23 protein-coding genes and 2 pseudogenes are annotated in these 22,299 nt (G+C 68.7%); 11 read left to right on the top strand and 14 right to left on the bottom strand.

Annotation, left to right across the window (positions count from 1 at the left end; genetic code table 11):
• Positions 1-86: 86 nt before the first annotated feature.
• Together OHA89_RS00960 and OHA89_RS00955 are read right to left on the bottom strand one after the other, a co-directional pair.
• Entirely contained in the window at positions 87-485 is a 399-nt protein-coding gene (locus OHA89_RS00960; protein WP_266617086.1) for a hypothetical protein, read from the bottom strand.
• A gap of 99 nt (positions 486-584) precedes the next feature.
• Positions 585-1,574 carry a helix-turn-helix domain-containing protein gene (locus OHA89_RS00955; RefSeq protein WP_266617146.1) on the bottom strand — a complete coding sequence of 330 codons (990 nt, stop codon included), beginning with the start codon at positions 1,572-1,574 and terminating at the stop codon, positions 585-587.
• Positions 1,575-2,216: 642 nt separating this feature from the next.
• Between OHA89_RS00955 and OHA89_RS00950 the strand changes: the two genes are divergently transcribed.
• Both OHA89_RS00950 and OHA89_RS00945 read left to right on the top strand, forming a co-directional pair.
• Complete coding sequence (locus OHA89_RS00950) at positions 2,217-2,756, top strand: winged helix-turn-helix domain-containing protein (protein WP_406364905.1); 540 nt, start codon at positions 2,217-2,219, stop codon at positions 2,754-2,756.
• The gene (locus tag OHA89_RS00945; protein WP_406364904.1) at positions 2,753-3,289 is read left to right on the top strand and encodes a transposase; all 537 of its coding nucleotides are present in this window, start codon (positions 2,753-2,755) and stop codon (positions 3,287-3,289) included. Before OHA89_RS00950 ends, OHA89_RS00945 begins: the two co-directional genes overlap by 4 nt.
• 72 nt (positions 3,290-3,361) lie before the next feature.
• Here the strand turns inward: OHA89_RS00945 and OHA89_RS00940 are convergent, their stop codons facing one another.
• The 5 genes from OHA89_RS00940 to OHA89_RS00920 form a co-directional block, all read right to left on the bottom strand.
• Complete coding sequence (locus OHA89_RS00940; protein ID WP_406364903.1) at positions 3,362-4,765, bottom strand: cytochrome P450; 1,404 nt, start codon at positions 4,763-4,765, stop codon at positions 3,362-3,364.
• A 3-nt stretch (positions 4,766-4,768) separates the two neighbouring features.
• Complete coding sequence (locus OHA89_RS00935; protein WP_030711774.1) at positions 4,769-4,975, bottom strand: hypothetical protein; 207 nt, start codon at positions 4,973-4,975, stop codon at positions 4,769-4,771.
• Positions 4,976-5,170: 195 nt separating this feature from the next.
• The gene (locus tag OHA89_RS00930) at positions 5,171-5,401 is read right to left on the bottom strand and encodes a hypothetical protein (RefSeq protein ID WP_030711777.1); all 231 of its coding nucleotides are present in this window, start codon (positions 5,399-5,401) and stop codon (positions 5,171-5,173) included.
• A gap of 177 nt (positions 5,402-5,578) precedes the next feature.
• Positions 5,579-5,782, bottom strand: coding sequence for a cold-shock protein (locus tag OHA89_RS00925; protein ID WP_257552093.1), 204 nt, complete (start codon positions 5,780-5,782; stop codon positions 5,579-5,581).
• Between the two features lie 357 nt (positions 5,783-6,139).
• Positions 6,140-6,472, bottom strand: a complete 333-nt coding sequence (locus OHA89_RS00920; protein WP_257552092.1) for a DUF6233 domain-containing protein — start codon at positions 6,470-6,472, stop codon at positions 6,140-6,142.
• A gap of 326 nt (positions 6,473-6,798) precedes the next feature.
• On the opposite strand from OHA89_RS00920, the gene OHA89_RS00915 reads away from it, so the two are divergent.
• On the top strand, positions 6,799-7,113 hold the full coding sequence (locus OHA89_RS00915; protein WP_266945521.1) for a hypothetical protein: 315 nt from the start codon (positions 6,799-6,801) through the stop codon (positions 7,111-7,113).
• 358 nt (positions 7,114-7,471) lie between these two features.
• Here the strand turns inward: OHA89_RS00915 and OHA89_RS00910 are convergent, their stop codons facing one another.
• Positions 7,472-8,239: a transposase gene (locus OHA89_RS00910; protein ID WP_406364902.1), complete on the bottom strand. Its 768-nt coding sequence runs from the start codon at positions 8,237-8,239 to the stop codon at positions 7,472-7,474.
• A 625-nt stretch (positions 8,240-8,864) separates the two neighbouring features.
• Positions 8,865-9,197, bottom strand: a pseudogene (locus tag OHA89_RS00905) (transposase); the annotation flags it as partial.
• 519 nt (positions 9,198-9,716) lie between these two features.
• Between OHA89_RS00905 and OHA89_RS00900 the strand changes: the two are divergent.
• Entirely contained in the window at positions 9,717-10,106 is a 390-nt protein-coding gene (locus OHA89_RS00900) for a hypothetical protein (RefSeq protein WP_266616671.1), read from the top strand.
• Positions 10,107-10,998: 892 nt separating this feature from the next.
• On the opposite strand, the gene OHA89_RS00895 is transcribed toward OHA89_RS00900, so the two are convergent.
• Positions 10,999-11,427, bottom strand: coding sequence for a nucleoside deaminase (locus OHA89_RS00895; RefSeq protein ID WP_257552089.1), 429 nt, complete (start codon positions 11,425-11,427; stop codon positions 10,999-11,001).
• Positions 11,424-12,299: a TIGR03619 family F420-dependent LLM class oxidoreductase gene (locus OHA89_RS00890; RefSeq protein WP_406364901.1), complete on the bottom strand. Its 876-nt coding sequence runs from the start codon at positions 12,297-12,299 to the stop codon at positions 11,424-11,426. The genes OHA89_RS00895 and OHA89_RS00890 overlap by 4 nt, the downstream gene beginning before the upstream one ends.
• A gap of 94 nt (positions 12,300-12,393) precedes the next feature.
• Here OHA89_RS00890 and OHA89_RS00885 point away from each other — a divergent pair, with 94 nt between their 5' ends.
• The 4 genes from OHA89_RS00885 (at position 12,394) to OHA89_RS00870 (ending at position 17,607) form a co-directional block, all read left to right on the top strand.
• Positions 12,394-12,864 carry an Lrp/AsnC family transcriptional regulator gene (locus OHA89_RS00885; protein ID WP_266616668.1) on the top strand — a complete coding sequence of 157 codons (471 nt, stop codon included), beginning with the start codon at positions 12,394-12,396 and terminating at the stop codon, positions 12,862-12,864.
• A gap of 864 nt (positions 12,865-13,728) precedes the next feature.
• Complete coding sequence (locus OHA89_RS00880; protein WP_406364900.1) at positions 13,729-14,307, top strand: DUF6082 family protein; 579 nt, start codon at positions 13,729-13,731, stop codon at positions 14,305-14,307.
• A gap of 388 nt (positions 14,308-14,695) precedes the next feature.
• Positions 14,696-15,196 (top strand): metallophosphoesterase, encoded by a 501-nt coding sequence (locus tag OHA89_RS00875; protein WP_257552085.1) that lies wholly within the window; start codon positions 14,696-14,698, stop codon positions 15,194-15,196.
• A gap of 1,148 nt (positions 15,197-16,344) precedes the next feature.
• The gene (locus OHA89_RS00870; protein ID WP_406364899.1) at positions 16,345-17,607 is read left to right on the top strand and encodes a HEAT repeat domain-containing protein; all 1,263 of its coding nucleotides are present in this window, start codon (positions 16,345-16,347) and stop codon (positions 17,605-17,607) included.
• A 483-nt stretch (positions 17,608-18,090) separates the two neighbouring features.
• Here the strand turns inward: OHA89_RS00870 and OHA89_RS00865 are convergent, their stop codons facing one another.
• The gene (locus OHA89_RS00865; RefSeq protein ID WP_406364898.1) at positions 18,091-18,984 is read right to left on the bottom strand and encodes a GyrI-like domain-containing protein; all 894 of its coding nucleotides are present in this window, start codon (positions 18,982-18,984) and stop codon (positions 18,091-18,093) included.
• A gap of 209 nt (positions 18,985-19,193) precedes the next feature.
• Between OHA89_RS00865 and OHA89_RS00860 the strand changes: the two genes are divergently transcribed.
• The gene (locus tag OHA89_RS00860; protein WP_257552081.1) at positions 19,194-19,379 is read left to right on the top strand and encodes a MerR family DNA-binding transcriptional regulator; all 186 of its coding nucleotides are present in this window, start codon (positions 19,194-19,196) and stop codon (positions 19,377-19,379) included.
• Between the two features lie 244 nt (positions 19,380-19,623).
• Here the strand turns inward: OHA89_RS00860 and OHA89_RS00855 are convergent, their stop codons facing one another.
• Together OHA89_RS00855 and OHA89_RS00850 are read right to left on the bottom strand one after the other, a co-directional pair.
• The gene (locus tag OHA89_RS00855; protein ID WP_406368344.1) at positions 19,624-20,004 is read right to left on the bottom strand and encodes an FKBP-type peptidyl-prolyl cis-trans isomerase; all 381 of its coding nucleotides are present in this window, start codon (positions 20,002-20,004) and stop codon (positions 19,624-19,626) included.
• 327 nt (positions 20,005-20,331) lie between these two features.
• Positions 20,332-20,541: pseudogene (locus OHA89_RS00850) on the bottom strand (IS701 family transposase); the annotation flags it as partial.
• Between the two features lie 139 nt (positions 20,542-20,680).
• Between OHA89_RS00850 and OHA89_RS00845 the strand changes: the two are divergent.
• The gene (locus tag OHA89_RS00845; protein ID WP_266616658.1) at positions 20,681-20,944 is read left to right on the top strand and encodes a hypothetical protein; all 264 of its coding nucleotides are present in this window, start codon (positions 20,681-20,683) and stop codon (positions 20,942-20,944) included.
• 101 nt (positions 20,945-21,045) lie between these two features.
• Complete coding sequence (locus OHA89_RS00840) at positions 21,046-22,206, top strand: ArsR/SmtB family transcription factor (protein ID WP_406364897.1); 1,161 nt, start codon at positions 21,046-21,048, stop codon at positions 22,204-22,206.
• Positions 22,207-22,299 lie beyond the last annotated feature (93 nt).

Here is a 22,299-nt window from a genome sequence, read left to right as displayed (position 1 = left end):
AGGTCTGCGGGCCATGCCCCGGCGGTGCGCCGTGCGACGGCGCACCGCCTGGGAATCAGAGATACATCAGGGGGAAGCCGTGCTGCTTACCACCATTTGAAGGAGGCGTTGTTGTTTCGCAGGGTGGTGAGGTTGATCCAGTCGTTCGTGTTGACCTGCTCGCGCGGGCCGCCGTAGTTCGGGCTGTAGTAGACGAAGACGAACCTCGATGACGAGGTGTTCTGCACCGACGCGGCGTTGTTCCGCACGCCCTGGCCGCTGCCGGCGCCGTAGCCGCCGAACTTATCGCCGGACTGGTCCGGCACGTCGCCGTTGTACTGGTAGTACACGTGGTACGCGCCCTCAAGGTAAGGGCTGTAGTAGAAGCAGGCGACGCTGCCACCAATGCCGGACGGGCAGGGGTTCTGGTTCGCCTGGGCGGGGGTGGCGACCGCCAGCAGGGAACCGGCCACGCCGAGGGCGGCAAGGGTATGACGAAGACGCATGAACGGATTCCTCTTCAATGGGGGAGAGCAGAACGTCGGCCCGGGGCCGCGGGGCCTGGAGCGGCGCCGACGTCATCGAATCTAGGCCGGAGTTGATCGTCAGACTGAATGCTCGGCGCAGAGATCGTTGACGCTCAGCGCGCGGAAGTCGGTAGGGCTGATTCCATATGCCTCGCGGAAGGAACGGCTGAAGACCACCGGTCCGCTGAAGCCCCAGCGGGCGGCGATGGCGCCCACACGGTGGGCACGCAGACCTGGGTTGGCGAGGTCGGTGCGGCACTGTTCGAGGCGGCGACGACGGATCCGGGCGTGCAGGGTCTCCTTCTGGTCGTGAAAGAGCTGGTGGAGGGTGCGCACCGAGATGTGGTGGTGAGCGGCGACCGCCGAAGGATTCAGCATCGGGTCGCTGAGGTTGTGCTCGATGAAGGCGTGGATCCGCTGTACCAGTGCCTGTGTTCGGACTTCGGTGGGGAGCCGGTCCTCGGCGCCCAGCAGTTGGGCCAGGCAGGCCGTAGCGAGGTCGGCGGCGATCGTGCCGAGCCTGCGCAGTTCCTCCGGAGTGCATTCAGCGCTGTGGTCCTCGAGTGAGGTCATGAAGGAAGCCAGGATCGCTGCCATGCCCCGGTCGCCCGGTATGCGCCGGGCCAGCACCTGGTCGAGGCGCTGGGTGCGCAGCGGCATGATGTTCCGGGGCAGCAGCAGGATCGTGGCCCGCACCTGGCCGCCCGCGGCGGGCATCTGGTTGTCGGAGGGCCGAGAGGTGTCCCACAGCATCAGGTCACCGGCTCCGACGGTGCACTCGTTCCGATGCTGCGACAGCGACGTGGCTCCCTTGCGCAAAAGGGCCAGCTGGTACTGCTCCGGGTCGCCACGCCGAATCATTGCGGCCGTGCGCCGCGAACGAAGGGGCGACAAGGAGAACCTCGACGCACGGATGTCCCCCAGGTCCAGCACCGCGGCCTCGCCCTGGAATTCGGCGGGCCGCTCGCTGCTGAGCGCAGCGGGCATCACCTCACGCGAGACGATGTCGGAGTACCAGTCGAACCGTTCCCCCTCCGGAACCTCGCCCGTTGACACCACTGACCACATCATGTGCCCCCTGTTGGATCTCTTCGACAAGATCCAGGATGCAGCCAACGAAACGCCGTCGGCGCATGGTTCGAACCCGCGTGGCGCTGGTTGCCAGCCGGGCGGTGGCTATATCACCCGCTGCTGAGGGATCGGGGTGCTGCGCACGCGGGCTCGCTGGGGGTGCTGCTGTAGGACGGAACCAAGCCGGGGCCGGTCTACCTCGACGTGGGCAGCGGCTCGGACATCCTGTCCACCACGGAATGGCACGCGCACGACGGCCGGTTCGGCCGCGCGCAAACCGCCCTCCTGCGTGGTGCGTGCGTGTGGGTGGCGTGACGGCGCACTGCAGGGTCCGGCGGGTGCCCCCGGTCGGCGTCGTCGGGCCGGACTTCCAGAGGACGACAGATCCGGGAAAGATGGTCCAGCGGAGGCCACGCCCTGATTTCGGTACCGAGCCCAAGAGCGGCTCCGGTGGCTCCGATGGACGAGGTGCCGTCGGCAACGGAGTCGTGGACGAAACGATCGCGGGTAAGGGAAAATTCAGCGATGAACAGCAAGTGGCTGCGCTCACGGGGTGAGGACAGCGGGAAGACCACTACTGAGGTTTTCGGGTCGTCGTCGGGTAGTGACGGTTCATGATCCCTGCGGTATGCCGGTGAGGTGAGGTATCCAGAGGGCGGGGGCCTGACCGCTGAGCGTCGGGCGTTTCGTGAGGAGATCCGGCTTCAGGCCGGCGTGCGGTTCGCGGCGGGTGAGAAGACAGCGGTCATCGCGAAGGACCTGCGGGTGAGTGTGCGGTCCGTGGAACGCTGGCGCCGTGCCTGGCGCGAGCGCGGCATGGATGCCTTGCGCTCGACGGGTCCGGCGAACGCCCCGACCGTCACCGATGAACAGTTCGCCGTGCTCGAGGAGGAACTCGGCAAGGGGCCGTCGGCACACGGCTTCGAAGACGAACGCTGGACCCTGGCCCGGGTCCAGACCCTGATCCGTCGGCATCTTCGGGTGAGCCTGTCAGTGGCGACGGTGTGGCGGCTGCTGAAACGGCACGGCTGGTCCTGGCAGACGCCCGCCCGCAGAGCCCTCGAGCGTGACGAGCACGCGGTGGAGCTGTGGAAGAAGGAGGTCTGGCCGGGGGTAAAAGCCTCGCGGCGGCGTCCGGTGCCTGGATCGTCTTCGAGGACGAAGCCGGCTTCTCGATGACTCCGCCCCGTGCCCGCACCTGGGGCCGGCGCGGACAGACCCCTGTCATCCGTGTGCGCGGCAGGTCCCGCCGCCGGACCTCGGTCGCCGCGCTGTGCTGCTGCAAACCCGGTGAACACAGCCGTCTCATCCACCGGCCCCGCACTCATCTCCTGCTCAAGGGTGCGCGCAAGAGCTTCTCCTGGAAGGACTACCGCGGCCTGCTGGTGCGGGCTCACATCCAGCTCGGCGGCCCGATCGTGGTGGTCTGGGACAATCTCAACACCCACCTGGCCGCGGGGCTGAAACATTACGAGGCCGAGCACGACTGGCTCACCACCGTCCGGCTCCCGCCCTATGCACCCGACCTGAACCCCGTCGAGGCCGTCTGGTCACTCGTGCGCAGAGCGATGGCCAACACCGCCTTCGCCACACCCGACGACCTCGACCGCACACTCCGCCGCGAGTTACACAGAATCCAACTCCGACCCCACTTGGTCGACGGCTGCCTCACGGCCACACATCTGGCCATCGACCCACCGACCCCACCCTGAAAACCTCAGTACCGGACTACACCGGCCCCGGGCCCGGAGCAAGCCGGACGAGGAGGCGGGGACGCCGGTCCATCACGGTGCGGCGGGGGTGTTGGCGGTGAACGGACACCGGGCTGCCCGGTGGTCTTCGGGCTGTGGGTCCGCAGCGGGCCGGTGGTCGCCGGGCCGGTCGCCGGGTGGGTGGGGACGGACCGAGACGTCGAGGGTGAGGTCGTGGGGCTGGAGGATGGTGCGCGTGTGGAAGACGGGTGTCGTGCCGGGTGATCGGGTGACCTCGTAGTGGGGGGTGAGGGTTGCGGTGACGATGGTCATGGCGGTGGTGGCGAAGTGGGTTCCGAGGCAGTTGCGCGGCCCTCCGCCGAACGGCATGAACGCGTACTTGGGCAGCGGGTTGGCGGCGCGGTCGGTCCAGCGGTCCGGGTCGAACGTGGTGGGCCGGTGGTAGTGGCGGGGGTCGCGGTGGAGGACGAAGGGGCTGACGGCGACCTTCTGGCCGGGGCGCAGGGGGTAGCCGGCGAGTTCGGTGGGTTCCTGGATGGTCCGCTGGAGGAACCAGAGCGGGGGGTAGAGGCGCAGGGTCTCCTTCACGACGGCTTCGGTGACGGCCAGCCGGGGCACGTCGGACGCGGTGGGGAGCGCGCCGGCGAGTTCCCGGTCGGCCTCGTCCCGTACCCGCCGACGGACTTCCGGGTGCCGGTCGAGGAGGAGGAGCAGCCAGGCGAGCGCGGCGGCGGTGGTCTCGTGGGCGGCGAAGAGGTTGGCGACGATGACGCTGGTCGCGCCCTCGTGGGTGAGGGCGCCTTCGTCGCACGCGGTGTTCAGGAGGTCGGCGACCACGGAGGGCGAGTCGTCCCGCCTCGTCGTACGCCGCCGGCGTATCAGGGAGGAGACTTCGTCGGCTAGGTCGCGGCCGGCGCGCTGGAGGCGGCGTCGGCGCAGCGCGTGCCAGCGGGCCGGCAGGGGCAGTGTGGGGGGCAGCAGCGCGTCCTGCAGGCGGGCCAAGAGGTCGGGGACATCGCCGGTCTCGGGCCCGAGGCAGAACTCGGCGATCAGGTGGGCGGTGAGGTCTTCCAGTGCGGGGATCGCTTCGATCCTGCCGCGTGCGTGCCAGGTGTCCGCGTGGCGGACGACGGTCGACGCGAGGCTGTCCCGGGCGGCGCGCATGCTGGTCCGGTTCAGGCCGCGTCCCGCCAGGCTGCGGGCCCGCATCCACAGGGCCAGGTCTTCGGAGGCGCGGCTTCCGTCGGTCGCCTCGCCCAGCAGGTCGCTGGAGATGCCGTAGGTGGTGTTGGTGTGCTTGAGGACCTCCTCCGCCAGGGCGGGCGAGTTCACGATGTACAGGTCGTCGTCGAAGCGGACCAGGTCGCCGTACTGCTGCTGGTCGAGGAGGAAACCGAGGTGGTCCCGCTCGAACGCGCGCCGGTTGCCGTACCGACCGGCCCCCGAGGGGCCGGGCGGCACACGGGAAGACAGCATCTGCTACCGCGCCTGTACGTAGTAGTAGTAATACGCACTGGAGTGGTCCGACCCTCCGAGCGTGCTGCTGCGTTGCACCTTCGCCCCGGAGGGATCGTTGGCCAGGTGGGCGGAGCTCGACGCGGCCTGGGCCGATCCGGCGCTGAGGAGCGCGGCGACGGCGGAGGCGGCGATGAGGAGCGACTTGCGGAGGGGGATCAGGGCAGCCATGGCTGTCCTCCTTCGGGGTGGGATGGGCGGCGGTTCCGCCCGGTTCGTTGCCCTCATTAGTCCACCCGCGGCATCCGGGGGTCATGCCCCGGGAACGCGTGGCATGACCCCCGCGCCCGCGTCTGCCACAATGCGGGCTTTCGCGCGCCCCCGGCTCCGCCCGGCCGAGGCCGCCCCGTCGCGGAGCGGAGCGGTTCAGCCCGAGGACGTGGTCGGGCGGCCCCGCCCGGCGGAGGACGTCCCGAAGGCGGGAGCGGCCGCGGCGCCGCCCGTCGTGGCGGGGCGCGCCGGGACTCCACCGGAGACCGGGATCCCGTTGCCCGCCGGGGTCGGTCCGGCGGCGGTGGCCGGCCGGGCCGCGCTCGCCCGGTGCGGGGCGAGGTCCTCGCCCACGGTCACGCCAGGGACCAGGCTGCCGGCCCCCATCAACCCACCGACTCCAGCCTGAAATCCTCAGTAACCGGTTCCTGCGGCCGGAGCCACTGACCGGAGCAGCAGTGCGGGCCGCCACCCTTACCGGGGATGCTGTTGGCGAAACCGGGACTGCGCTCTGTTCCACTGGCCATCGCGTGGATACAGAGCGCAGCCAGAACGAAGAGGGGGTTACAAGGGGCGGACCAGTTCCGCTTGCGGACCCTTCTGCCCCTGGGTGACCTCGAACTCCACCCGCTGGTTCTCTTCCAAGCTCCTGTATCCGTTGGTCTGGATGGCTGCGAAGTGCACGAACACGTCGGGGCCGCCATCGTCCTGGCTGATGAAGCCATACCCCTTGTCGGCGTTGAACCACTTCACAGTGCCTGTTGCCATCGGTTCCACTCCTTCATCCGTACCACGGCGCGATCTTGACGCCCCGGCCGCAGCCCAATCGATCAGACTCCGGCACTTGATCATTTCCTCCCGCCGAGGCGAAATCCGCCATCCTCGCCGGTGTCCGGCGTCCAGACGGCGGGCCCGCCGCCCCGCCATTCGATGAGCAGCGGATCATCCAGGCGGACGACGTCGGGGTCCAGGCCGGCCCGGCGCAGGAACTCGAGGAGGTCGGCGGTGCCGAGGGCGCGGCCGAGGATTTCACCGTCGCAGCGGACGCGGCGGCCGCCCTGGGCGTCCGGCGGATGACGCCGACACGCGGGGCAGGGCTCATCCCTTCACCCTGCCGGTATCCGCTCACTCCAGCATTCCGAGCGCGGTGTCGGGCCGGCAGTGGGGGCAGGCGGGGTGGCCTTCGGCGAGCAGTTGCCGTATCTGCTCGGGGGTGGCGGGGGTGCAGCGGTTGCCGGTGTCCCAGCAGTCCCCGGTGTGTACGCAGGCCGGAAGCCGGCCGCCTCCGATCCCGCGCTCGATCAGCCACGCGGGCGGCTCCTTCGGCGGCAGCCGGGATGCGGCGATGGCCTCGCGCTCCTCCGCCGTGGCCAGGGCCTGTTCGGCCCGGCCCAGTTCGCCGCGCAGGTAGGTGACCAGCGTCCGCAGCCGAGGCAGGTCAGGCGGCAGGACAGACACGGCTTCAGTCTCCGTACTGCGCCCGCCGCGCGGCCTTACACGCCTCGCACAAGGGTTCGCAGGGGCCCCGTATCGCGCACATGGCGGGCTTGTTGACTGCACTGACGGTGCTCACGCCCCGGCGCCGTGATTCGGGGTAGGGCGGCGGTCAGACCCTGACCGCCCGTTCTCGATGACGAGGGCCAGCCCGCTCGCGCCAGGCGTTCGGGGCCCGGGAAGCGGATCGCCGCGTCGGAACGCCGAGGATCGATAGGGGGACGAACTGCGCCTGACTATGGGACAGTTCATGATGTCGTGCCACCGACTGCCGGGGGGAAGGGCGGAATATGGCGCACGAAGAGAAGGACATGCTGACGGCTCGCGAGGTGAGCTACTTGTGGCCGGGCGTCCGTACTCACTCGGTGCATGTGAATGCGCTGGCCCATGGGGTGCGGATGGGAACGGAGAGCTGGCTGACCACTACGGGGTACGCCCACAAGGAGTGGTATAACGCCGACGACGTGCGCCGAGTGGCCCCGCAGGTAGCAGCCGAGCCACTCAAGGGGCCGTCCCAGGTACCGTGCTGTCTGGTGCTGATCGTTCTGGCAGCGGCACCGCTCGTGTGGCTGGCGATACAGATAGAAAGCGCAGGCGGGTGGTGAAGGTCAAGTGTGTGGCTGCGCGGCCGGCCAGCCGCGAGATGCTGGGGTGTCAACTGCATCATCTCTGGCTCGTTGGGCAGGGCGCTTCCGAGTCTCAAGGAGAGGCCGATCAGATGCCTACACGCGTGGGTACGGCGTCCGCACGTCCGTAGCCGAGCACCTGGGTGAGGACTTGTCGGAACGTGATGAGGTCTTCGGCCGGCGCTTCGATGACGGCCTCGATCTCGCTGTCGGTGCAGAGAAGCCACCAGCCGTGTTGCAGGTACGGCCACGGGGCCAGCCCCTTGTGTCAGAGCTGTAAGGCCCTGAAGGCCGCTGTCTGAGCTTGACTCTGTCGGGGATCTTGGGGCCGCTGAGGTCAGCTGCCCAGGGTTCGCCAGGACTTCGGCCGGGGTATCTCGCGCTGGTCGAGGTAGTTCTGGAAGGCAGTCGGTCGGCGGGGCGTGGGGGCTTCCTCGGTTGGTGGCAGACCGCTGAGGCGCTCGATGTTGACGGCGATGGCTGTCAGGACGTGCTGGATGTGGGCCTTTCCCTGTCCTCGATAGCGGCAGCGTCGCATGCCGTATCCGTGGGCGAACTCGTTAACCGTGCCCTCCACTCCGGAGCGGACCGCGTAGCGGGTCTTCCACTCGGGTGTCTGTTGCTCGGTGCGGACGCGGAGTTGCAGGTCGCGGAGCTCTCGCGGGGGAAAGCCCACGGTGCGGGCGCTGTCGGCGGTGGTGGTGCACTGGGTGCGGGCCGGGCAGGGGCGGCACTGGCTTTTGGTGAACCTGGCCACGATCAGCGGGGCCGCGGTGGGCGAGGAGGTCGGGTAGGGGCCGTGCCAGCCCGCGCTGACCTGGCCCTGGGGGCAGGTGACCTGCTGCTGGTCGTAGTCGGTGTGGAAGTCGTCCCGGGCGAAACCCTCGTTTTGGCGGTGCTGGCGGGTGGGGTTGCTCCGGAGTGGTCCGGAGACGGTGACCTGGTGTTCACGGGTGGCTTGTTCCAGGTGGGGCAGGGAGGTGTAGCCGGCGTCGACCAGGTGCTCGGCGGGCAGCAGCCCGCGACGGGCCAGGCGGGTGTGGATACCGGGGAGGACCTGGCTGTCGTGGGTGGTGGCCGCGGTGGTGGCCACGTCCGTGATCACGTTGGGGCCGTCGGGAGCACAGGTCTCGGTCAGGTGAGCGGAGAACCCCTTCCAGCTGATGATGTGTCCGTGCCGTGCGTAGCGGGCCGAGGTGTCGTAAGGAGAGACGATCGCCCGGCGAGGGCGGCAGCCCGGGCCCGCCTTCCGTCTCGGCGGTGCGCCAGCGCAGGTGTCCTGCGGCATCCCGGTGGTAGTTCTGCACCATGATCTGGCGCAGGGCCTGGAGGCGAGGGCCGGACGTGCGGTCTGTGCCGTGCCGGTAGAGGTGTTCCAGGAGCCGGACGGCGTCGTTTCCGGTGGCGAGGATCCTGGTTTTGGGCTTGGTGGGGTTCTTGCCCAGGCGGACCGGTCGGCCGTAGCGGCGCCCCCAGTCCTCGTCGACCAGCTCGTCCAGCAGGTGAGGGGAGGTGCCGGCGACTTCTTCGAGTGCGGCGCGGACCGCTTCGGTGATCAGTTCCAGTCGGGTCAGGTCGCGCACCGCGGCCAGGACGTGAGTGGAGTCGGTGCGCTGGGTGGTGCGCTCGCGCACCAGTCCGGCCTCCTTGAGGCGGGCCAGCGCGAGGTCGAGGAGCCGGTCGGCACGGTCGCCTTCGGCGAGACGGTCGCGGAAATCGGCCAGCACGCTGTGGTGGAAGCCGGGGTCGTCCAGCTCCATGGCCATCGCGTACTTGAAGTCGATGCGGCAGCGGACCGCCTCGGCGGCCTGCCGGTCCGACAGGCCGAGCAGAAACTGCAGCACACAGACGGTAGCCAGTTGAGCAGGTGAGAGGCCCGGACGTCCGTCTCGCGGGTACCAGTCGGCGAAGTCCTCGTCGTGCCACAGCCCGTCCAGCCGGTCTCTCACCCATATCGCCGTCGTGCCACCCGGGTTGCTCGACCGTGCGACCTGCGCGGTCAGAGGCGGGATCTGCTCACCGGAACGTGGGCGAAGGGACAACGGGCACCTCGACAGCTGCATCGGTCGGCGGAACTACCCGAGCATGCCCGTTGACCATGCTGCCGCACTGGGAAACTCCAAGATCCCCGACAGAGTCAAGCTGAGTGCCTGCTTCTGATCCCCGGGCAGAGGCGTCTGGCTACCCTGAGAGCAGGGGCTCCCTGAGCCGTATTCGCGGCCGTCAACGGCGTCAACGCCGTGCTCGGTTAGGTTCACCGAGATCAACCTGACCTCTGGCCGCTCCACCAGCAGGCACCTCAAGAGATCCGTTCCCGGAACCGCCACACCCACCTCTTTTTCGACGCCCCCACAGACATCCAGAGCACGCGGGCGGCAGCCCGCCGTGAGCGCCGGATCGAGGACGTCCCGGCCCCGCTGCGCCCCGCCGTGGACCAGCTCACCACCTAGCCCCACCGACCGGTGTGCCAGCGCCTCCACCTGGACAGTGGTCGTAGCCGGCCCGGCTCCCGCCTCGGATACCGTGTTCCTCTACGGGGTGCCATAACGGATGTGACGCCCCCCACCGGAGGTAGTCAGCGTATGAGTTCAAAGCGCAGCAAGAATCCAGCCCTGCCCGTACTTGACGACGCATTCCGACTCGCGTCGGTCAAGGACGCCGAAGAGTCCACCCGTGACTTGGCCGCGCGGCTGGCCACCACCGAGCTGCGCCGCGTTTCCCACCCGGGCCGGGTCACCTGGGAGCCCACCGATCAGGCCGAGCCCGTACCGGTCCCGCCGACTGTGGTCGACGGTGACGGGGACCTGTGGCTGCGGGACCGGGGCACTGGCACCTGGACCATGCCCGAGTTCAACCCGAAGGAGTTCCCGGCCCGCTGTGGCGAGGTTCTGACGTGGAACCAGCTTGCCCGCGAGTTCGGCCCGCTTACCGCACTGGCGGACGACCGCCGCATCGGCCGCGGCCGGCGCTGACCGCGCAGCCTTCTGGTGTCGCTGGTCGGTGAAACTGAGCAGTCGTCAAGGCTCTGACCTGGGGTTGTGCAGTTTGGGTGAGCGGTTTTGGTGATGGGTCGGCTCACTGAATCTGGGCAGCATCGGGGTTCGTTGGTCTTCTGACCTGCGGTGTTCGTCGGCCTGACCGCCGCTGCGCAGGTTGGTTGAGTGCTGCGCAGATTGATGGGCGTCGTGTGACTTTCAGTGGGTGGCGTCAGTTGTTTGCACTGGGTGTGTGAGGCGTCTTTGCTGGTAGTTGGGGTGGGTGGGCTCGTGGGGATGTCGTTTTCTTGGTGAAGGTCGCTGTCGTTTTCCAGTGAAGCCGAGACGGAGCAGCGAGCCTGCACTGTGGCGGCGTGAGCGGCCGGGACGGGGACCGCCACCAGCGCGCCCGCCACTAGGCCGAGGACGGCCGGGACATGCCGACGAGACATCGGAGACTCCTCTTTCTGCGGTGTACGGCCGACCGTCAGGGGACCGCAACCAGCCGAGCCCAGCCGACCATGCGCAACCGCCGTCGGCTTCCCGGCGTGATCCGTACGGGCAGGCGGACGGCCCGGACGGAGACGCCGAATGGGCCACGACACGCGAAGGGTCGCACTCCAGGGCCGGCCCCTTCTCCGTGACGCAGCTCGCCGCACGACGGCCTCGGTCTCTGTGACCCGTCGACGCAGCGCTGCGGGAGGACATGGTCTTCGAGGCCATCACCGGCGTGCCGGCTCCCCGGGACGAGGCACCGTGGTCGCCGAGCCGCAGGCAACGCGAGGCTGGCCGGAGCCGGCGCCATGCACAGGCATGCGCACGTGGCTCTTTTGGAGGCACGAGCGCACCCATGTGTGTTCCGCTGGTGGCGGGCTGTGCCGCGCGGCGGTCAGCGATAGTAGGGCTCGACCGCAGCCCGTACCTCGTCGAGCAGCGCGGGGCCCTCCTGCGGCACGGGCGGTCGGCTGCTGCCCGGTCTGATGTCCAGGAGCTGTTCGGCGGACAGGGCGAACACCACTCGCCGCAGCCCTGCCCATTGGATGACGGCCTCGCACATCCCGCACGGCTGGCAGCTGGTGTACATCGTGGTGCCTGCCGCCGTCTGCGCGTCGAGTTCTCTTGCGGCCCACCTCGCCAATTTGAGTTCCGGGTGTGCAGTGATGTCGTTGTCGGTGCGGGTGGTGTTGTGCTCCTCGGCCAGGATCGTTCCGTCCGGTCCTGCCAACAGAGATCCGAAGGGCGGGTTGCCGCTCGCGTGTGCCTTGGCCGCGAGAGAGATGGCCTGTCGGAGGAGGGTGTGGTCGTCGGGTGTGGTCATGACTGCTCCATCGTGGTGCGGTGGGGGGCGCTGGGCGGGAGACGGTGCGCGGCTACGGTGGCGAGGGCCTGCCAGGCCGCCTGCGGGTGACATGTCGCGTGGGGGTCGCCCTGGTAGGTGTCCAGGACGACGTACTTGGCGCCCAGCAGCCTTAGCTGGTCGAGGTCGTCCATGATCTGGTCGATGGTGCCCTCACCAGCGAGCCGTCCTGCTCCGTCGACCGGTTCCTGGGTGAGTCGCAGGGCGATGCGGGGAGCCAGGGCGGGCACCGGCAGGTGTTGCTCGTCCGCGTACGTCTCCAGCCTGCCTGCGGCTTCGCGCAGCCACGGCATGGTGGGGCGCAGCAGATGCCATGCGTCTCCGAGTCGTACGGCCCGGCGCAGCCCCGCGTCGCTGTTGCCGCCGACCCACACCGGGATCCGGCGGTCTCCGTATGAGGCGGTGTCCTTCCAGGCGGCCCGGATGTCCCGCAGGTGGCCGTCGGTCAGCTGTCCGCGCTGTGAGAACGGGATGTCGAGGGCAGCGAACTCCTGCCGCGCCCAGCCCACTCCCACGCCGAGGACCAGCCGGCCGCCGCTCAGCTCATTCAGATTGGCCGCCATTCGGGCGGTGAGCAGCGGGTGCCGGTAGGGAGCGATGAGGACAGTCGTGCCGAGCTGGATGCGGGTGGTGAGGCCGGCCAGCCAGGACAAGGTGGTGAAGGGCTCGTAGAAGGGGGCCGGATAGCGCTCGGCGACATCCGGCGTAATGGCTACGTGGTCCGAGATCATCAGTGGGTCGAAGCCCAGGCCCTCCACGGTCTGGGCCCAGCTTCGCAATACTCCGGGGTCAGTGCCCGGGCCGAAATTGAGGACGTTCACTCCGATCTTCATAGGCCCAACCCTAGGCAGGGCGTATGGATCGCCAGAAGGGATTCCCGCCTGTTCAGAGGCGGTTCAGCCGTGGATCCGCCGGTAGAATGGGCGTATGACCGAGAGTCTCGACGTGACGGACTGGGCCATCCTGACAGAAGTCCAACGGGACGGCCGGATCCCGTTCACCGAGCTGGCGCGGCGGGTGAACCTGAGCGCGTCGGCGACCAAGGAGCGGGTGCGCCGGCTCGAGGAGGCCGGGGTGATCACGGGGTACCGTGCGGAGGTGAACCCGGAGCGGACCGATTACCCAGTGATGGCGGTGGTCCGGCTCAAGTACCCGGGGCCGGGAACCCGGCACCAGCCGCTGCGCCGGCTGCTGGAGGAGCGCCCGGAGATCCTGGAGTGCCTGCGCACCACCGGAGACGACTGCTACGTCATGAAGGTGACGGCCACGTCGATGGCCCACCTGGAGGAGGTCGTTGACGAGCTGGCCGAGTTCGGGAGCACTACCACCAACCTCGTCCTCAGTCGGACGCTCCCGTTGCGCGGCCCGGGGGTGCCGCGGGTGAACACCGTCAGGTAGTACTGCAAGTTGTATCGGACACTTCTGACAGTCGAGACCCTTTTACGCCACCTGAACCCGCACTTCTCGCCACAGCCCAGTCATCCGCCGGCCACAGTTCACCGACTCGATGCGCTGCGGTCCCCGCCGCCTCGCGGGTGGGTCCTTGGGCGGCTGTCTCAGCGGTGGGATGCGCGGAGCACAAGGTGACGCGGGGACCTTGGTCCATGCGCTGCCGGCTGCTCCAGCCATCCATGCAGCGGGCCAGGTTCTCGGGGGTAAACCAGCCTTGACCGTCGCCCTTGAACGGCCATGCCAGCACTTGGAGGAGAGGCGGCCTCCAGGCGAAGCCACCGCGTCGTGGACCACAGACGAGAGCCCGGGCCCCTTCGCACGCACACGTGCGAGGCTCAGGTTGAGGGGCGCGAGGTCGAGTCCGGACACGAAGTGTCAGTCCGCGGCATCGGCGAACCGGTGCCGGTCGTCGCCGAGCTCGGCCAGCGCGCAGGCTCCTCCATACGGGTGCGCTGGGCGTCGAACATCAGGTCCGGCAGGTCGATCCTCAGAAGGCATCGCCTCCGCGGTGGTCTTCAACCAGCTCAGGAGTTCGGCTCGCCCAGCAACACACAGCGCAGCTATCGACGTGCTCGTCGTAGGTATGGGCAGGGCGGCCGACGGTCCTTCCTGGACGGAATGTGACCTTTTCCGCTGGGCGACTGTGAAAGCAGAGTGGTTACTTCCACTTCCTGGGGCGGAGGTTTCAGGAGAGTCGGATCGCGGTCACCCAGCCTATTGTTCCCGTTCCGTTGTGCTGTCAACATTGGCGGGACTGGGGGAGGTGTAGTGGTTCATGCTTTGAGGATTCATCGTCGGCTTGTGGTCTCCGTGACCGGTTCCGTGGTGCTATTTGCAGCACTTCTTGTGTCCGTCTTCAAGATTCTCGGTGACCGCACTCAGGCTTTCAGTGCGGCATCGGTGCTGCTGTCTGGTATTGCGCTGGCAGGTGTCGCAATGTCGCTCATGTATCAAGCCCGGCAAACGAAGGCTGTGAGAGACGAACGGGACAGAGCTACGCATCGACAGATGGTCTATCTGGCCATGGAGGATCCCGCCCTGGCTGTGTGCTGGGAACCGCCTGACGCTCCGATCGTATTCGAGCGGTACCGGCAGGTCATCTTTACCAATCTGATCATAGGTAGATGGCATGCTGCGTATCAGCTTGGGGATATAGATGCCTCCACACTTCGCTTTATCCTTGATCGGCACTTTCGCGGCGAAATAGGAAGACTGCATTGGCGTCTTGGTAGCAGTACATGGCTTCAAGGCGCCGTCGGAGGGCGGGATCGAAGAGCTGCGATGTTCGCCGAGATAGTGGAAGAGAGGTATCGGGCCGCGATCAGTGCAGGGCCTGCGGTGCCGGCGGACGGCTACTTCATTCAGTCAGGTACTGCCGCCGAATCTTAGAATTCGTGCGGGCCTGCTTATCGCTTGGCATGAGGTGCAGCGCCCGAGCCGGCGGTGGGGCGGCCCCTCACCCCGAGCCGTAGCCGGCCATACGGCCGCCTCGGCCTGTTGCCCCGGGGATGCGGTACATGAACGACACCGTCATAGATGACGCCACCTTCCCCATCTCAGCACCAGCGTTCGTGTCCGGGGTCGAGGACGCGCCGGTTGAGGACGCGGCCAGGGCGGCGGGGCCGCACGGCACGCTGACCTCGGCAACTCCTTCGCCAGAGCGCACGGAGCCGGTCCTTCGCCCCCGGCCTCTCCAGCGGTCCGTGTACCGCCACCGTGCTCAGACGGATCGCGTCCGCCGAGGTGCTCGTGGCCGTAGCGTTCTACCGTGGGACGCATGCGGCTCCTGCTGACCTCGGACACCCACATCCCCACCCGCGCCACGTCACTCCCGGAAGCCCTCGTGGCCGCCGTCGACGACGCCGACGCCGTCATCCACGCCGGGGACTGGATCGACGAGCCCACACTCGACCTGTTGGAGTCCAGGTCCCGCCGGCTGATCGGCGTGTACGGCAACAACGACGGCCCCGGCCTGCGCCGCAGACTCCCGGAGGTCGCTTACGCCGAGCTGGAAGGAGTGCGCTTCGGGGTTGTGCACGAGACGGGAGCGGCCGCCGGACGGGAACGGCGCTGCGCCGCACGGTTCCCCGAGGTGGACCTCCTGGTTTTCGGCCACAGCCATATTCCGTGGGACACCACCGCCGGGAGACTGCGCCTGCTCAACCCGGGCTCGCCCACGGACCGCAGACGCCAGCCCTTCTGCTCGTTCATGACGCTGACGGTCGCTGACGGGAGGGTGTACGACGTGACGCTCCATCGTCTGCCCCGGCGGCGCTGAGCCCTCCCACGCGGCCGCGGGCCTCGACAAGGCCGCAGCCGAACATCCCGGCGACCCGACCGCCGTGGCGCAGGCCGTCGCCGTGCAGGGCGTCGCCCATAACCATCCCGAGTACCCCGGCCCCGCATCGGACGACCGCGATGGCCTTGATCCTGCCTGCCCTACTCGAAATCGCGACGGTGTTCGTGCCACTGGCCGCCACCGGCGGGCTGCTGCTGACGGCCGGCACGTTCGTCACGCGCCTACAGCGTGACGAATCGGTGATCGCGGTGGACCTGGCCTACTCCTCTCCGAACGGCAGGCACCGCGACTGGGGGCCCGGCTGGTCCACCGACGGACGCCGACCTCCTGGCCACACTGACAGCCAGGGAGTTCGCGGCGTCGGAGCGCCGGCTGACCGCGCCCGGCACGGGTCCCGTGGCGGTGCTGGGGGAGGTGCGGGTAATCGACCGCTTCCGGTCGGAGTCGGGCGGCCCGCGGGGGACGTCTGGGTTGGCCGGCCTGCGGGGCACCGCTGCGGACGGCGCGGCGGGCGGAGTGGTCCGCCACGAGGTACCTGTACGCCGGCCCGCGAAGGGCGTGCGTGTGCAATGGGCACGGCTGCGGCGGCGTCGTCCCGGTCGACTGGTGCCGCGAGCATGGGCAGGCTGTCGGGCCGGTGCTGGAGTGGCACTGAGTGGCACCCCGGCGGCGGAATCCGCTGCGTCGTACCGGCGCGGTCGCGCGCCTCGTGACCACACGGAGAGGCCGTGCCCGAGCTGGGCGCCGCCCTCTTCGCTGCGCAAGTCGACAACTCCGTGTCCGTGCATGCTCGTCCGCTTGTGGGCATGACGACGCCGGAGCAGCGGGACCAGAGCGCGGGAATCGCGCTTCCGCGGACGTGGGTGACGGCTTGGTGCGGGCTGATGACGGGGCGTCGCTCCATCATGTGATGGTGTGGGGTCTGGCCTGGGGCGGTAAATCTGACGCCACGATGTTGCATTGGACCCAACAGCCGAGCGGGGGAGTACCGCTGCGAGGTATCTGATCGTCGAGGCCCTCGACCGCGCACGACTGCGCACGGCCGCCACCTCCCGACCCTCCCGCCGGTGCCCAGTCGACGGCCCTAGACTTCACGAGCTGCGAAAACGCGACGGGGGAGCAGCGACATGGGTAGTGATGCGAGTGGTGCCAGTGGTGCAGTGGACGGCAGTTCTCCCCTGATGTCCGCGGTCCGAGCCGGAGACACCGCCCTGGTGAAGAGGCTGCTTCTGCAGGACAGTGACTCCGACGTCAGGGACGCCGCGTTCTGCCTGGCCGTCGGAAGGTACTCGGGAGCCATAGCCCAACTGCTACTCCACCACGGCGCCGACCCCCGCCGGTGCGGACCGGGCGAACTGCTACCACTGCGCGAAGCGGTGGATTCGGGCTCGCCCGCCCTGGTCGAGGCGCTCCTGTACGACACGATTCGGGGGAGGTACAGCGAGTCCGAGCTCCTGGAGGCGCGGGATCTCGCGCGCCGCTGGCACGAGGCGGGCGTCGACACCGAACTGCGGCGCCTCACGGGCTCACGGGATGCTCTTGTCCGTACCCGCGTTCAGGACGACGAGTACTACAGCGTCGACGAGTACTTCCTCGGGGGGATGACTGTTCGCGATGGGCACGCGGCGATTCTCACGCATCTGGAGGATCTGCTGGGCAGGCGTAGCTCCTTCGAGGAGCTGATGGCACGCGCGTTGAACCGCTACCAGGACCATGCCGCATGGGGGAATGCCGCCATCCTGTTGGCCAACCGTCGAGACCGGGAGACTTGGACGGCGGCCGCGGCGCTGCGAACACATTCCGAGCCGTCCCGCCGTTTGTTCGGTGCTGAGGTGCTACGGCTGACCCACCTCTTCGACGACAGTGACGAGGACGCGTTCGCCGGCCCTGCCCTGGACCTCTTCACCGACTGGTCGACGGAGGAAGAGGACCTCGCCGTGCTCACCGAGGTGCTGGTCGCGCTCGGAGAACACGGCGATCCGCGCGCGGACGCGGCCCTTACGCCCTACGCCGGGCACCCCGACGCGGGGGTACGGTGCGCGGTGGCACGCGGGTTCGGCACATGCCCCGAGACACCTGCCTGCACTGACGATGTTCGTGAGGCGCTGCTGGTGCTGATGACGGACATGGACTCCGTGGTCCGGCGGGCCGCCTGCCTCACGGTGGCCGAGGGAAGGGACCACGATCCCGTCTTCGCCGACGCCATGGCTGCTTTGCTGGACGACACGGACCGCCGAGTCCAGGTCACCGCCGTGTACGGGCTTGCGCTGCACAACGACGAGCGGTGCGTGGAAGCGGCACGCCGCCTTCCCCCAGCACCGCCCGGCACCCCGCACGAGTACGAACTCGACGCAGTGTGGCGATACGAGTGGCGCCGCGACGGCCGCTGACACCGGTCACGGCCGCGCAGGTCGGCCACGGGGCCGCTCGGGCCACGCGTCAGGACCTGAGCGCCGAGCAGGCTGCTGCCGTCCTCGGGTACGGGCCCTGGCGGGCCCTCCGGGCGAACCGCCGGGCGCGTTCACCGGCGATTCGGTCCGCTACGCGGAGCGCTTTTTGCCAGGCGCCTTCGGCGCGCACCGAGCCAAAAGGCGGGCGGGCCTCGCGCGGCCTCCTGGGACACACCCCAGAAGCCGCAAAAGACGCGAACGGCACCCGCATGACCGTGATCTGCTGCTCCCATTGCACAGGACCGTCGTCGTACCGAATCCAGCCGAGCACCCTTGGCGACGCGGCGGCCCCTTGACGGGCTGCGGTGATCAGCTCTCCCCAGCGGCCTCGCGGCCTGCTCCTCGCTCGCGCGGGGATGGCCGCCGGCACCCTGGACCTGAACGTCGCCTTCCGCCCGAAAGACGACGTCCAGGTCTCGGTCTTCACTCCCCGTTGGTCCCGCTGACCCGTTCGACCGGGATCCATAGCTGGGAGTCCGTCTCCGCGCCGATCTCCACCGGCTGTGTCCGCAGCAGCTCCGGACCCGGCCGGCTCGCGTACGGGTTCGAGGGGAACCACTGCGTGAACACGTCCCGCCACAGCTCCTGGAGGGCGCTCGGATACGGCCCGTGGTTGTCGAAGACCGCCCAGGCCCCGGCCGGTACGTCGAGGGCGTCGAGCTCCTCCGCGGCCGCCTCGGGGCCGGTGACCACGCCGATCCAGTAGTCCACCTCGGCGCCCTCCTCCCGGCTGTCGGTCAGATGCACCACCGCCGACAGGACCCCCTTCGGCTCCCCGTCGGCCAGCTTCTTCATCCTTACGATGGCCTGCTCGTCCAGGCTCTCCACGTGTGCCGCGGCCGCCGCGTTGACCCCCTCGTGCACGAGGGGGACCCGCGCCTTCCTTCCAACGACCCGAAACGCTTCCTTCTCGACGATCCGATACCGCATGGTCGTACTCCCTTCGACGACGACACGGAAGGACATGCGCGACTGCGCCGTGAGCGTCGCACCCGTGCGCCGGGCCTCGCCTGGCCCGATGCCGTGCACCGACCGGAACGCCCGGGCGAACGCCTCGCCCGAGCCGTACCCGTACCGCACGGCCACGTCGAGCAGCGTCCGCTCCCCGCCCAGCACCTCGGCCCCGGCAATCGTCATGCGCCGGCGTCGTATGTACACGGAGAGCGGCATCCCGGCGAGCGCCGAGAACAGGCGCCGGAAGTGGTACTCCGACGTCATCGCGATCCGGGCGACTTCGACGATGTCGACCTCCCGGCCGGCCTCCGCTTCGAGGCAGCGCTCGATGTGGTCGAGCGCCTCGTTGAGCTGCTCCAGCACGGGTGCGTGTCCTTCCCTCTGATGTCTTCACCGTATGAATCACCTCGCTTCCAGGGCCCGATGATCCGTGCCCGGAACGATCGGGTGACCGATTGCGTCACGAGCCTGAAGCGACGGCACGCGTCGGACTTGCGGTGTACGCCGCGTCAACTGCAACGGCTTCGTGCGGGGCCGGAACCACCAGCCCCGGCGAAGGAAGAGCACCGTTGATGGCCTGGTCGATCGCGTACGTGGCCGGATGTCCGCCCGTGACGTCCCAGACCCTGCGGCACTATCACGACATAGGCCTGCTGCCGCCCGCGTACATCGCGAGCAACGGGCAGCGCTGCTACGGGAAGGGCCGACTGCCGCGGCTTCAGCGGATCCTGCTCAGCGCGAGGTCACCGCGCAGATGATCCCCTCGCTTCGCGGAGTCCACAGCCGTCGGCACGCCCGTCGCCGACCCGGCGGTCCAGGCGGACGTGGACGCCCACTGCCGTGGCGTCTGCCGCTTGTGGACCCCGAACGCTGATGCGTGCTGTCACTGGCGTGCGCCTTCCTCCGCGGCTACGGCTGAAGGGCGCACGGATGCGGTGTCACGGTCAGCCGAGCAGGTGCTATCCGGCCTTGGCTCCCGGGGAGGCCGGGCAGCGGCAGGCCTCAGACGGAGACCGAGAGCAGGTCCACGACGAAGACGAGCGTCGAGCCCGCCGGGATCAACGGCGACGGCGACTGGTTGCCGTAGCCGAGGCGCGGGGGAACGGTGATCTCGCACCGACCGCCGACCTTCATCCCCCTGACCCCCCGGTCCCAGCCGTTGATGACCCTGCCACCGCCCACGGCGAACTTGAACGGCTGGCCCCGGTCCCAGGAGGCGTCGAACTCCCTTCCGGACTCGAAGGTGACCCCGACGTAGTGAACCCGGACAACCCTGCCCGGCTTCGCCTCAGGCCCGTCCCCGACGACGAGGTCCCGGATTGTCAGCCCCTGGGGAGCATCACCCTCCGGAAGCTTGATCTCGGGCTTCGTCAGTTCACTCATTGCAGCCCCATTCACCCTCCGCCGAAAGCCCTCGTACGGACCAGCCGAGCGCATGGTCACCCCATGCAGTAGATGATCAGGCTACCGAAATCTGATCCCGTGGAGTGCATGCAACCCGACGGAGTACGGCGCCTCGTACTGCGAGGGTGTTTCTGTGATGGTGTGTTGGCTTCTGGTGGTGTGTGACCGCGTCGTTTGTAGTGGCTGACACGTGCCTCGAACTGTCGTCGGCGTCGCCAGTGTGACCAGTGCAGGACGTCGTCGATGCTCGCGCGGGGCCGGGTGAGGCGGTGGATCAGGCGTCGGATTTCGTGGAGGCGAGGGGTATGAGCTGGGAGTATCCGTTTCTGCTTCGTCTGTGTTGAGTTCGCGGGCCCGTAGGACGGTGAGGCAAGCGTGGGCGGCGATGACCAGGGTCATGTGGCGGTGCCAGCCGTCGTAGCGGCGGACCTGGTAGTCGTCCAGGCCGCACTCCTGCTTCGCGGTGTGGAGGCATTCCTCGACTTCCCAGCGGGCACCGGCGACGCGGAGCAGGCGCAGCCGGTTGAAGCGAGGACCTGTGCGGTCTGCCCATGCAACTCTGTCCGGCCTAGGCATTGTGCATAGTGTGTTCATGTATCGGTTCGTGGGTCAGGCCCGCCTCCAATGGTGGGCCAATCACTCGACTTGCCTTGAGATGTACGACATCGACATCACGGTCACTGTCGACGCGGTCGGCACGTTGCGGGCAACCGGTCGGCATGCCAGCACCCTCGACACGACCCAGCGCGAGGGTTGGGACTTCCTCGTGGAGATGGCTCCCTACTTCTCCATTGCGTTTCTCAGCGAGGATCGCGGCGGGATCGTGGTGCGGGTCGTCGAGGCAGAGAATAGAACCCTCTCGCTCACGGAGGCACCGGACTGGGACGGCTCCGCGAACGGCACCTTCGACCTCACCTGAGCCAGCCTCCGAAGGGGCAGGGACCGCCTTCGCTACCCTGCGACCGACTCCGGGGTGTCGCCCCTTACTGATCTTTCAGAACGAAGCACCAACTGGAATTGGTGGTGCACCCGATCCGTCGCACAAACCGGTTTACGGGCGCGCATACGCAGTCGGCAAGCGGATGCTGCCTGAGCCTGAATGCCGGGTCGGGCGAGGCAGGTTGGGGCATGCTGGGGGTGCGTGCGCTCACGCACTCTACTTCGGCGGGGGGCCGGTCGGTGTTACGCATTCTCTTCACGAAGGAAGACCTTGCCCGGACCCGGGTGGCCGCAACGATCGGCGTCGCAGCGGAGGTCTACTACAGCCTGGAGCTGCTGAGAGACAACCGGGAACTTCCTCACTTCCGCACGTGGCGGTCAGCGGTCGCGGGCCGGATGGGAGCGGACACGCGGCCCCTGACCTCCCTGGTTCCGGTGCGCGGTCCCGGGCTCGATCTGCTGGCCCTGATGGGCGATGTGCCCTCTCTGGACCACGCCGTGGACAACCTGCTGCACGCCCCGGTGTCCCGGCTGCGACGCGAGTTCGAGGGTCTCGACTTCCACCCCGGACACCTGCCATGGGCCAGGCGGGTGTCCGAGGGCGAACGCGACGCGCTGCGGGAGCTCGCCGAGGCCGTGCGCGCCTGCCATCGGCTGACCGTTGAGCCCTACTGGCATCGAGGGCGGGCCGAACTGGTCGCGCTGTCCACCCGTTGCGCGAACCTGGTGTTGGAGGGGGGCATCGATCTGCTGCTGCGTTCGATCTGCCCGCCACTGGTCCGCTGGCGTCCACCGGTGCTCGAAGCTCCCTACCCGCGCCGAGTCGAGGTGCGTCTCCAGGGAAGGGGGCTGATCATCACGCCCACGGTCTTCTCGAAACGCCCGGTGAGCTTTCTATGGGACCCGCTCGATACCGCCCAGCCACCCCGACTGACCGTGCCGGCTCTCCGTCGGCCGCTGACCGGTACCGGACCGGAAGAAGCGGACGGCTCGGCCGTGCGGAACCTGGAGTCTCTGCTCGGCCGTACGCGAGCTGCCGCCCTGCACGTGACAGCAGAAGGGTGCACGACGAGCGAACTGGCCCGCCGCCTCAACGTCACGGCCGCAGCGGCCAGTCAGCACGCGACCGTGCTGCGGAACACGGGCCTCATCACCACCACCCGCCGAGGCGGGTCCGTGCTGCACCTCATCACCCCCCTCGGGCTGGCCCTGCTGAGGACCGGTGCCCTGACGCAACCGTGAGGCCCGAAGGGCGCCGCGGCATCAGACCGGTGAGCGCGGTGCCGCCCCGCTCAGGTGCCACCGGACCTCGTGCCGAGGGCGCGTGAGGCGCCG

Origin of the sequence: Streptomyces sp. NBC_01546 (genome assembly GCF_045208355.1) — a bacterium.
Classification (GTDB): Bacteria; Actinomycetota; Actinomycetes; order Streptomycetales; family Streptomycetaceae; genus Streptomyces.
This window is presented reverse-complemented; position numbering and strand designations above follow the sequence as displayed.

Bases quoted from the DNA above. Each gene is read 5' to 3' on its own strand.
- OHA89_RS00940 (WP_406364903.1), bottom strand. From the start codon at position 4,765: ATGCTGTCTTCCCGTGTGCCGCCCGGCCCCTCGGGGGCCGGTCGGTAC.
- OHA89_RS00900 (WP_266616671.1), top strand. From the start codon at position 9,717: ATGAGTTCAAAGCGCAGCAAGAATCCAGCCCTGCCCGTACTTGACGAC.
- OHA89_RS00875 (WP_257552085.1), top strand. From the start codon at position 14,696: ATGCGGCTCCTGCTGACCTCGGACACCCACATCCCCACCCGCGCCACG.
- OHA89_RS00845 (WP_266616658.1), top strand. From the start codon at position 20,681: ATGTACGACATCGACATCACGGTCACTGTCGACGCGGTCGGCACGTTG.
- OHA89_RS00855 (WP_406368344.1), bottom strand. From the start codon at position 20,004: ATGAGTGAACTGACGAAGCCCGAGATCAAGCTTCCGGAGGGTGATGCT.
- OHA89_RS00890 (WP_406364901.1), bottom strand. From the start codon at position 12,299: ATGAAGATCGGAGTGAACGTCCTCAATTTCGGCCCGGGCACTGACCCC.
- OHA89_RS00895 (WP_257552089.1), bottom strand. From the start codon at position 11,427: ATGACCACACCCGACGACCACACCCTCCTCCGACAGGCCATCTCTCTC.
- OHA89_RS00860 (WP_257552081.1), top strand. From the start codon at position 19,194: ATGGCCTGGTCGATCGCGTACGTGGCCGGATGTCCGCCCGTGACGTCC.
- OHA89_RS00930 (WP_030711777.1), bottom strand. From the start codon at position 5,401: ATGGGGGCCGGCAGCCTGGTCCCTGGCGTGACCGTGGGCGAGGACCTC.
- OHA89_RS00945 (WP_406364904.1), top strand. From the start codon at position 2,753: ATGACTCCGCCCCGTGCCCGCACCTGGGGCCGGCGCGGACAGACCCCT.
- OHA89_RS00935 (WP_030711774.1), bottom strand. From the start codon at position 4,975: ATGGCTGCCCTGATCCCCCTCCGCAAGTCGCTCCTCATCGCCGCCTCC.
- OHA89_RS00915 (WP_266945521.1), top strand. From the start codon at position 6,799: ATGGCGCACGAAGAGAAGGACATGCTGACGGCTCGCGAGGTGAGCTAC.
- OHA89_RS00870 (WP_406364899.1), top strand. From the start codon at position 16,345: ATGGGTAGTGATGCGAGTGGTGCCAGTGGTGCAGTGGACGGCAGTTCT.
- OHA89_RS00960 (WP_266617086.1), bottom strand. From the start codon at position 485: ATGCGTCTTCGTCATACCCTTGCCGCCCTCGGCGTGGCCGGTTCCCTG.
- OHA89_RS00885 (WP_266616668.1), top strand. From the start codon at position 12,394: ATGACCGAGAGTCTCGACGTGACGGACTGGGCCATCCTGACAGAAGTC.
- OHA89_RS00925 (WP_257552093.1), bottom strand. From the start codon at position 5,782: ATGGCAACAGGCACTGTGAAGTGGTTCAACGCCGACAAGGGGTATGGC.
- OHA89_RS00955 (WP_266617146.1), bottom strand. From the start codon at position 1,574: ATGTGGTCAGTGGTGTCAACGGGCGAGGTTCCGGAGGGGGAACGGTTC.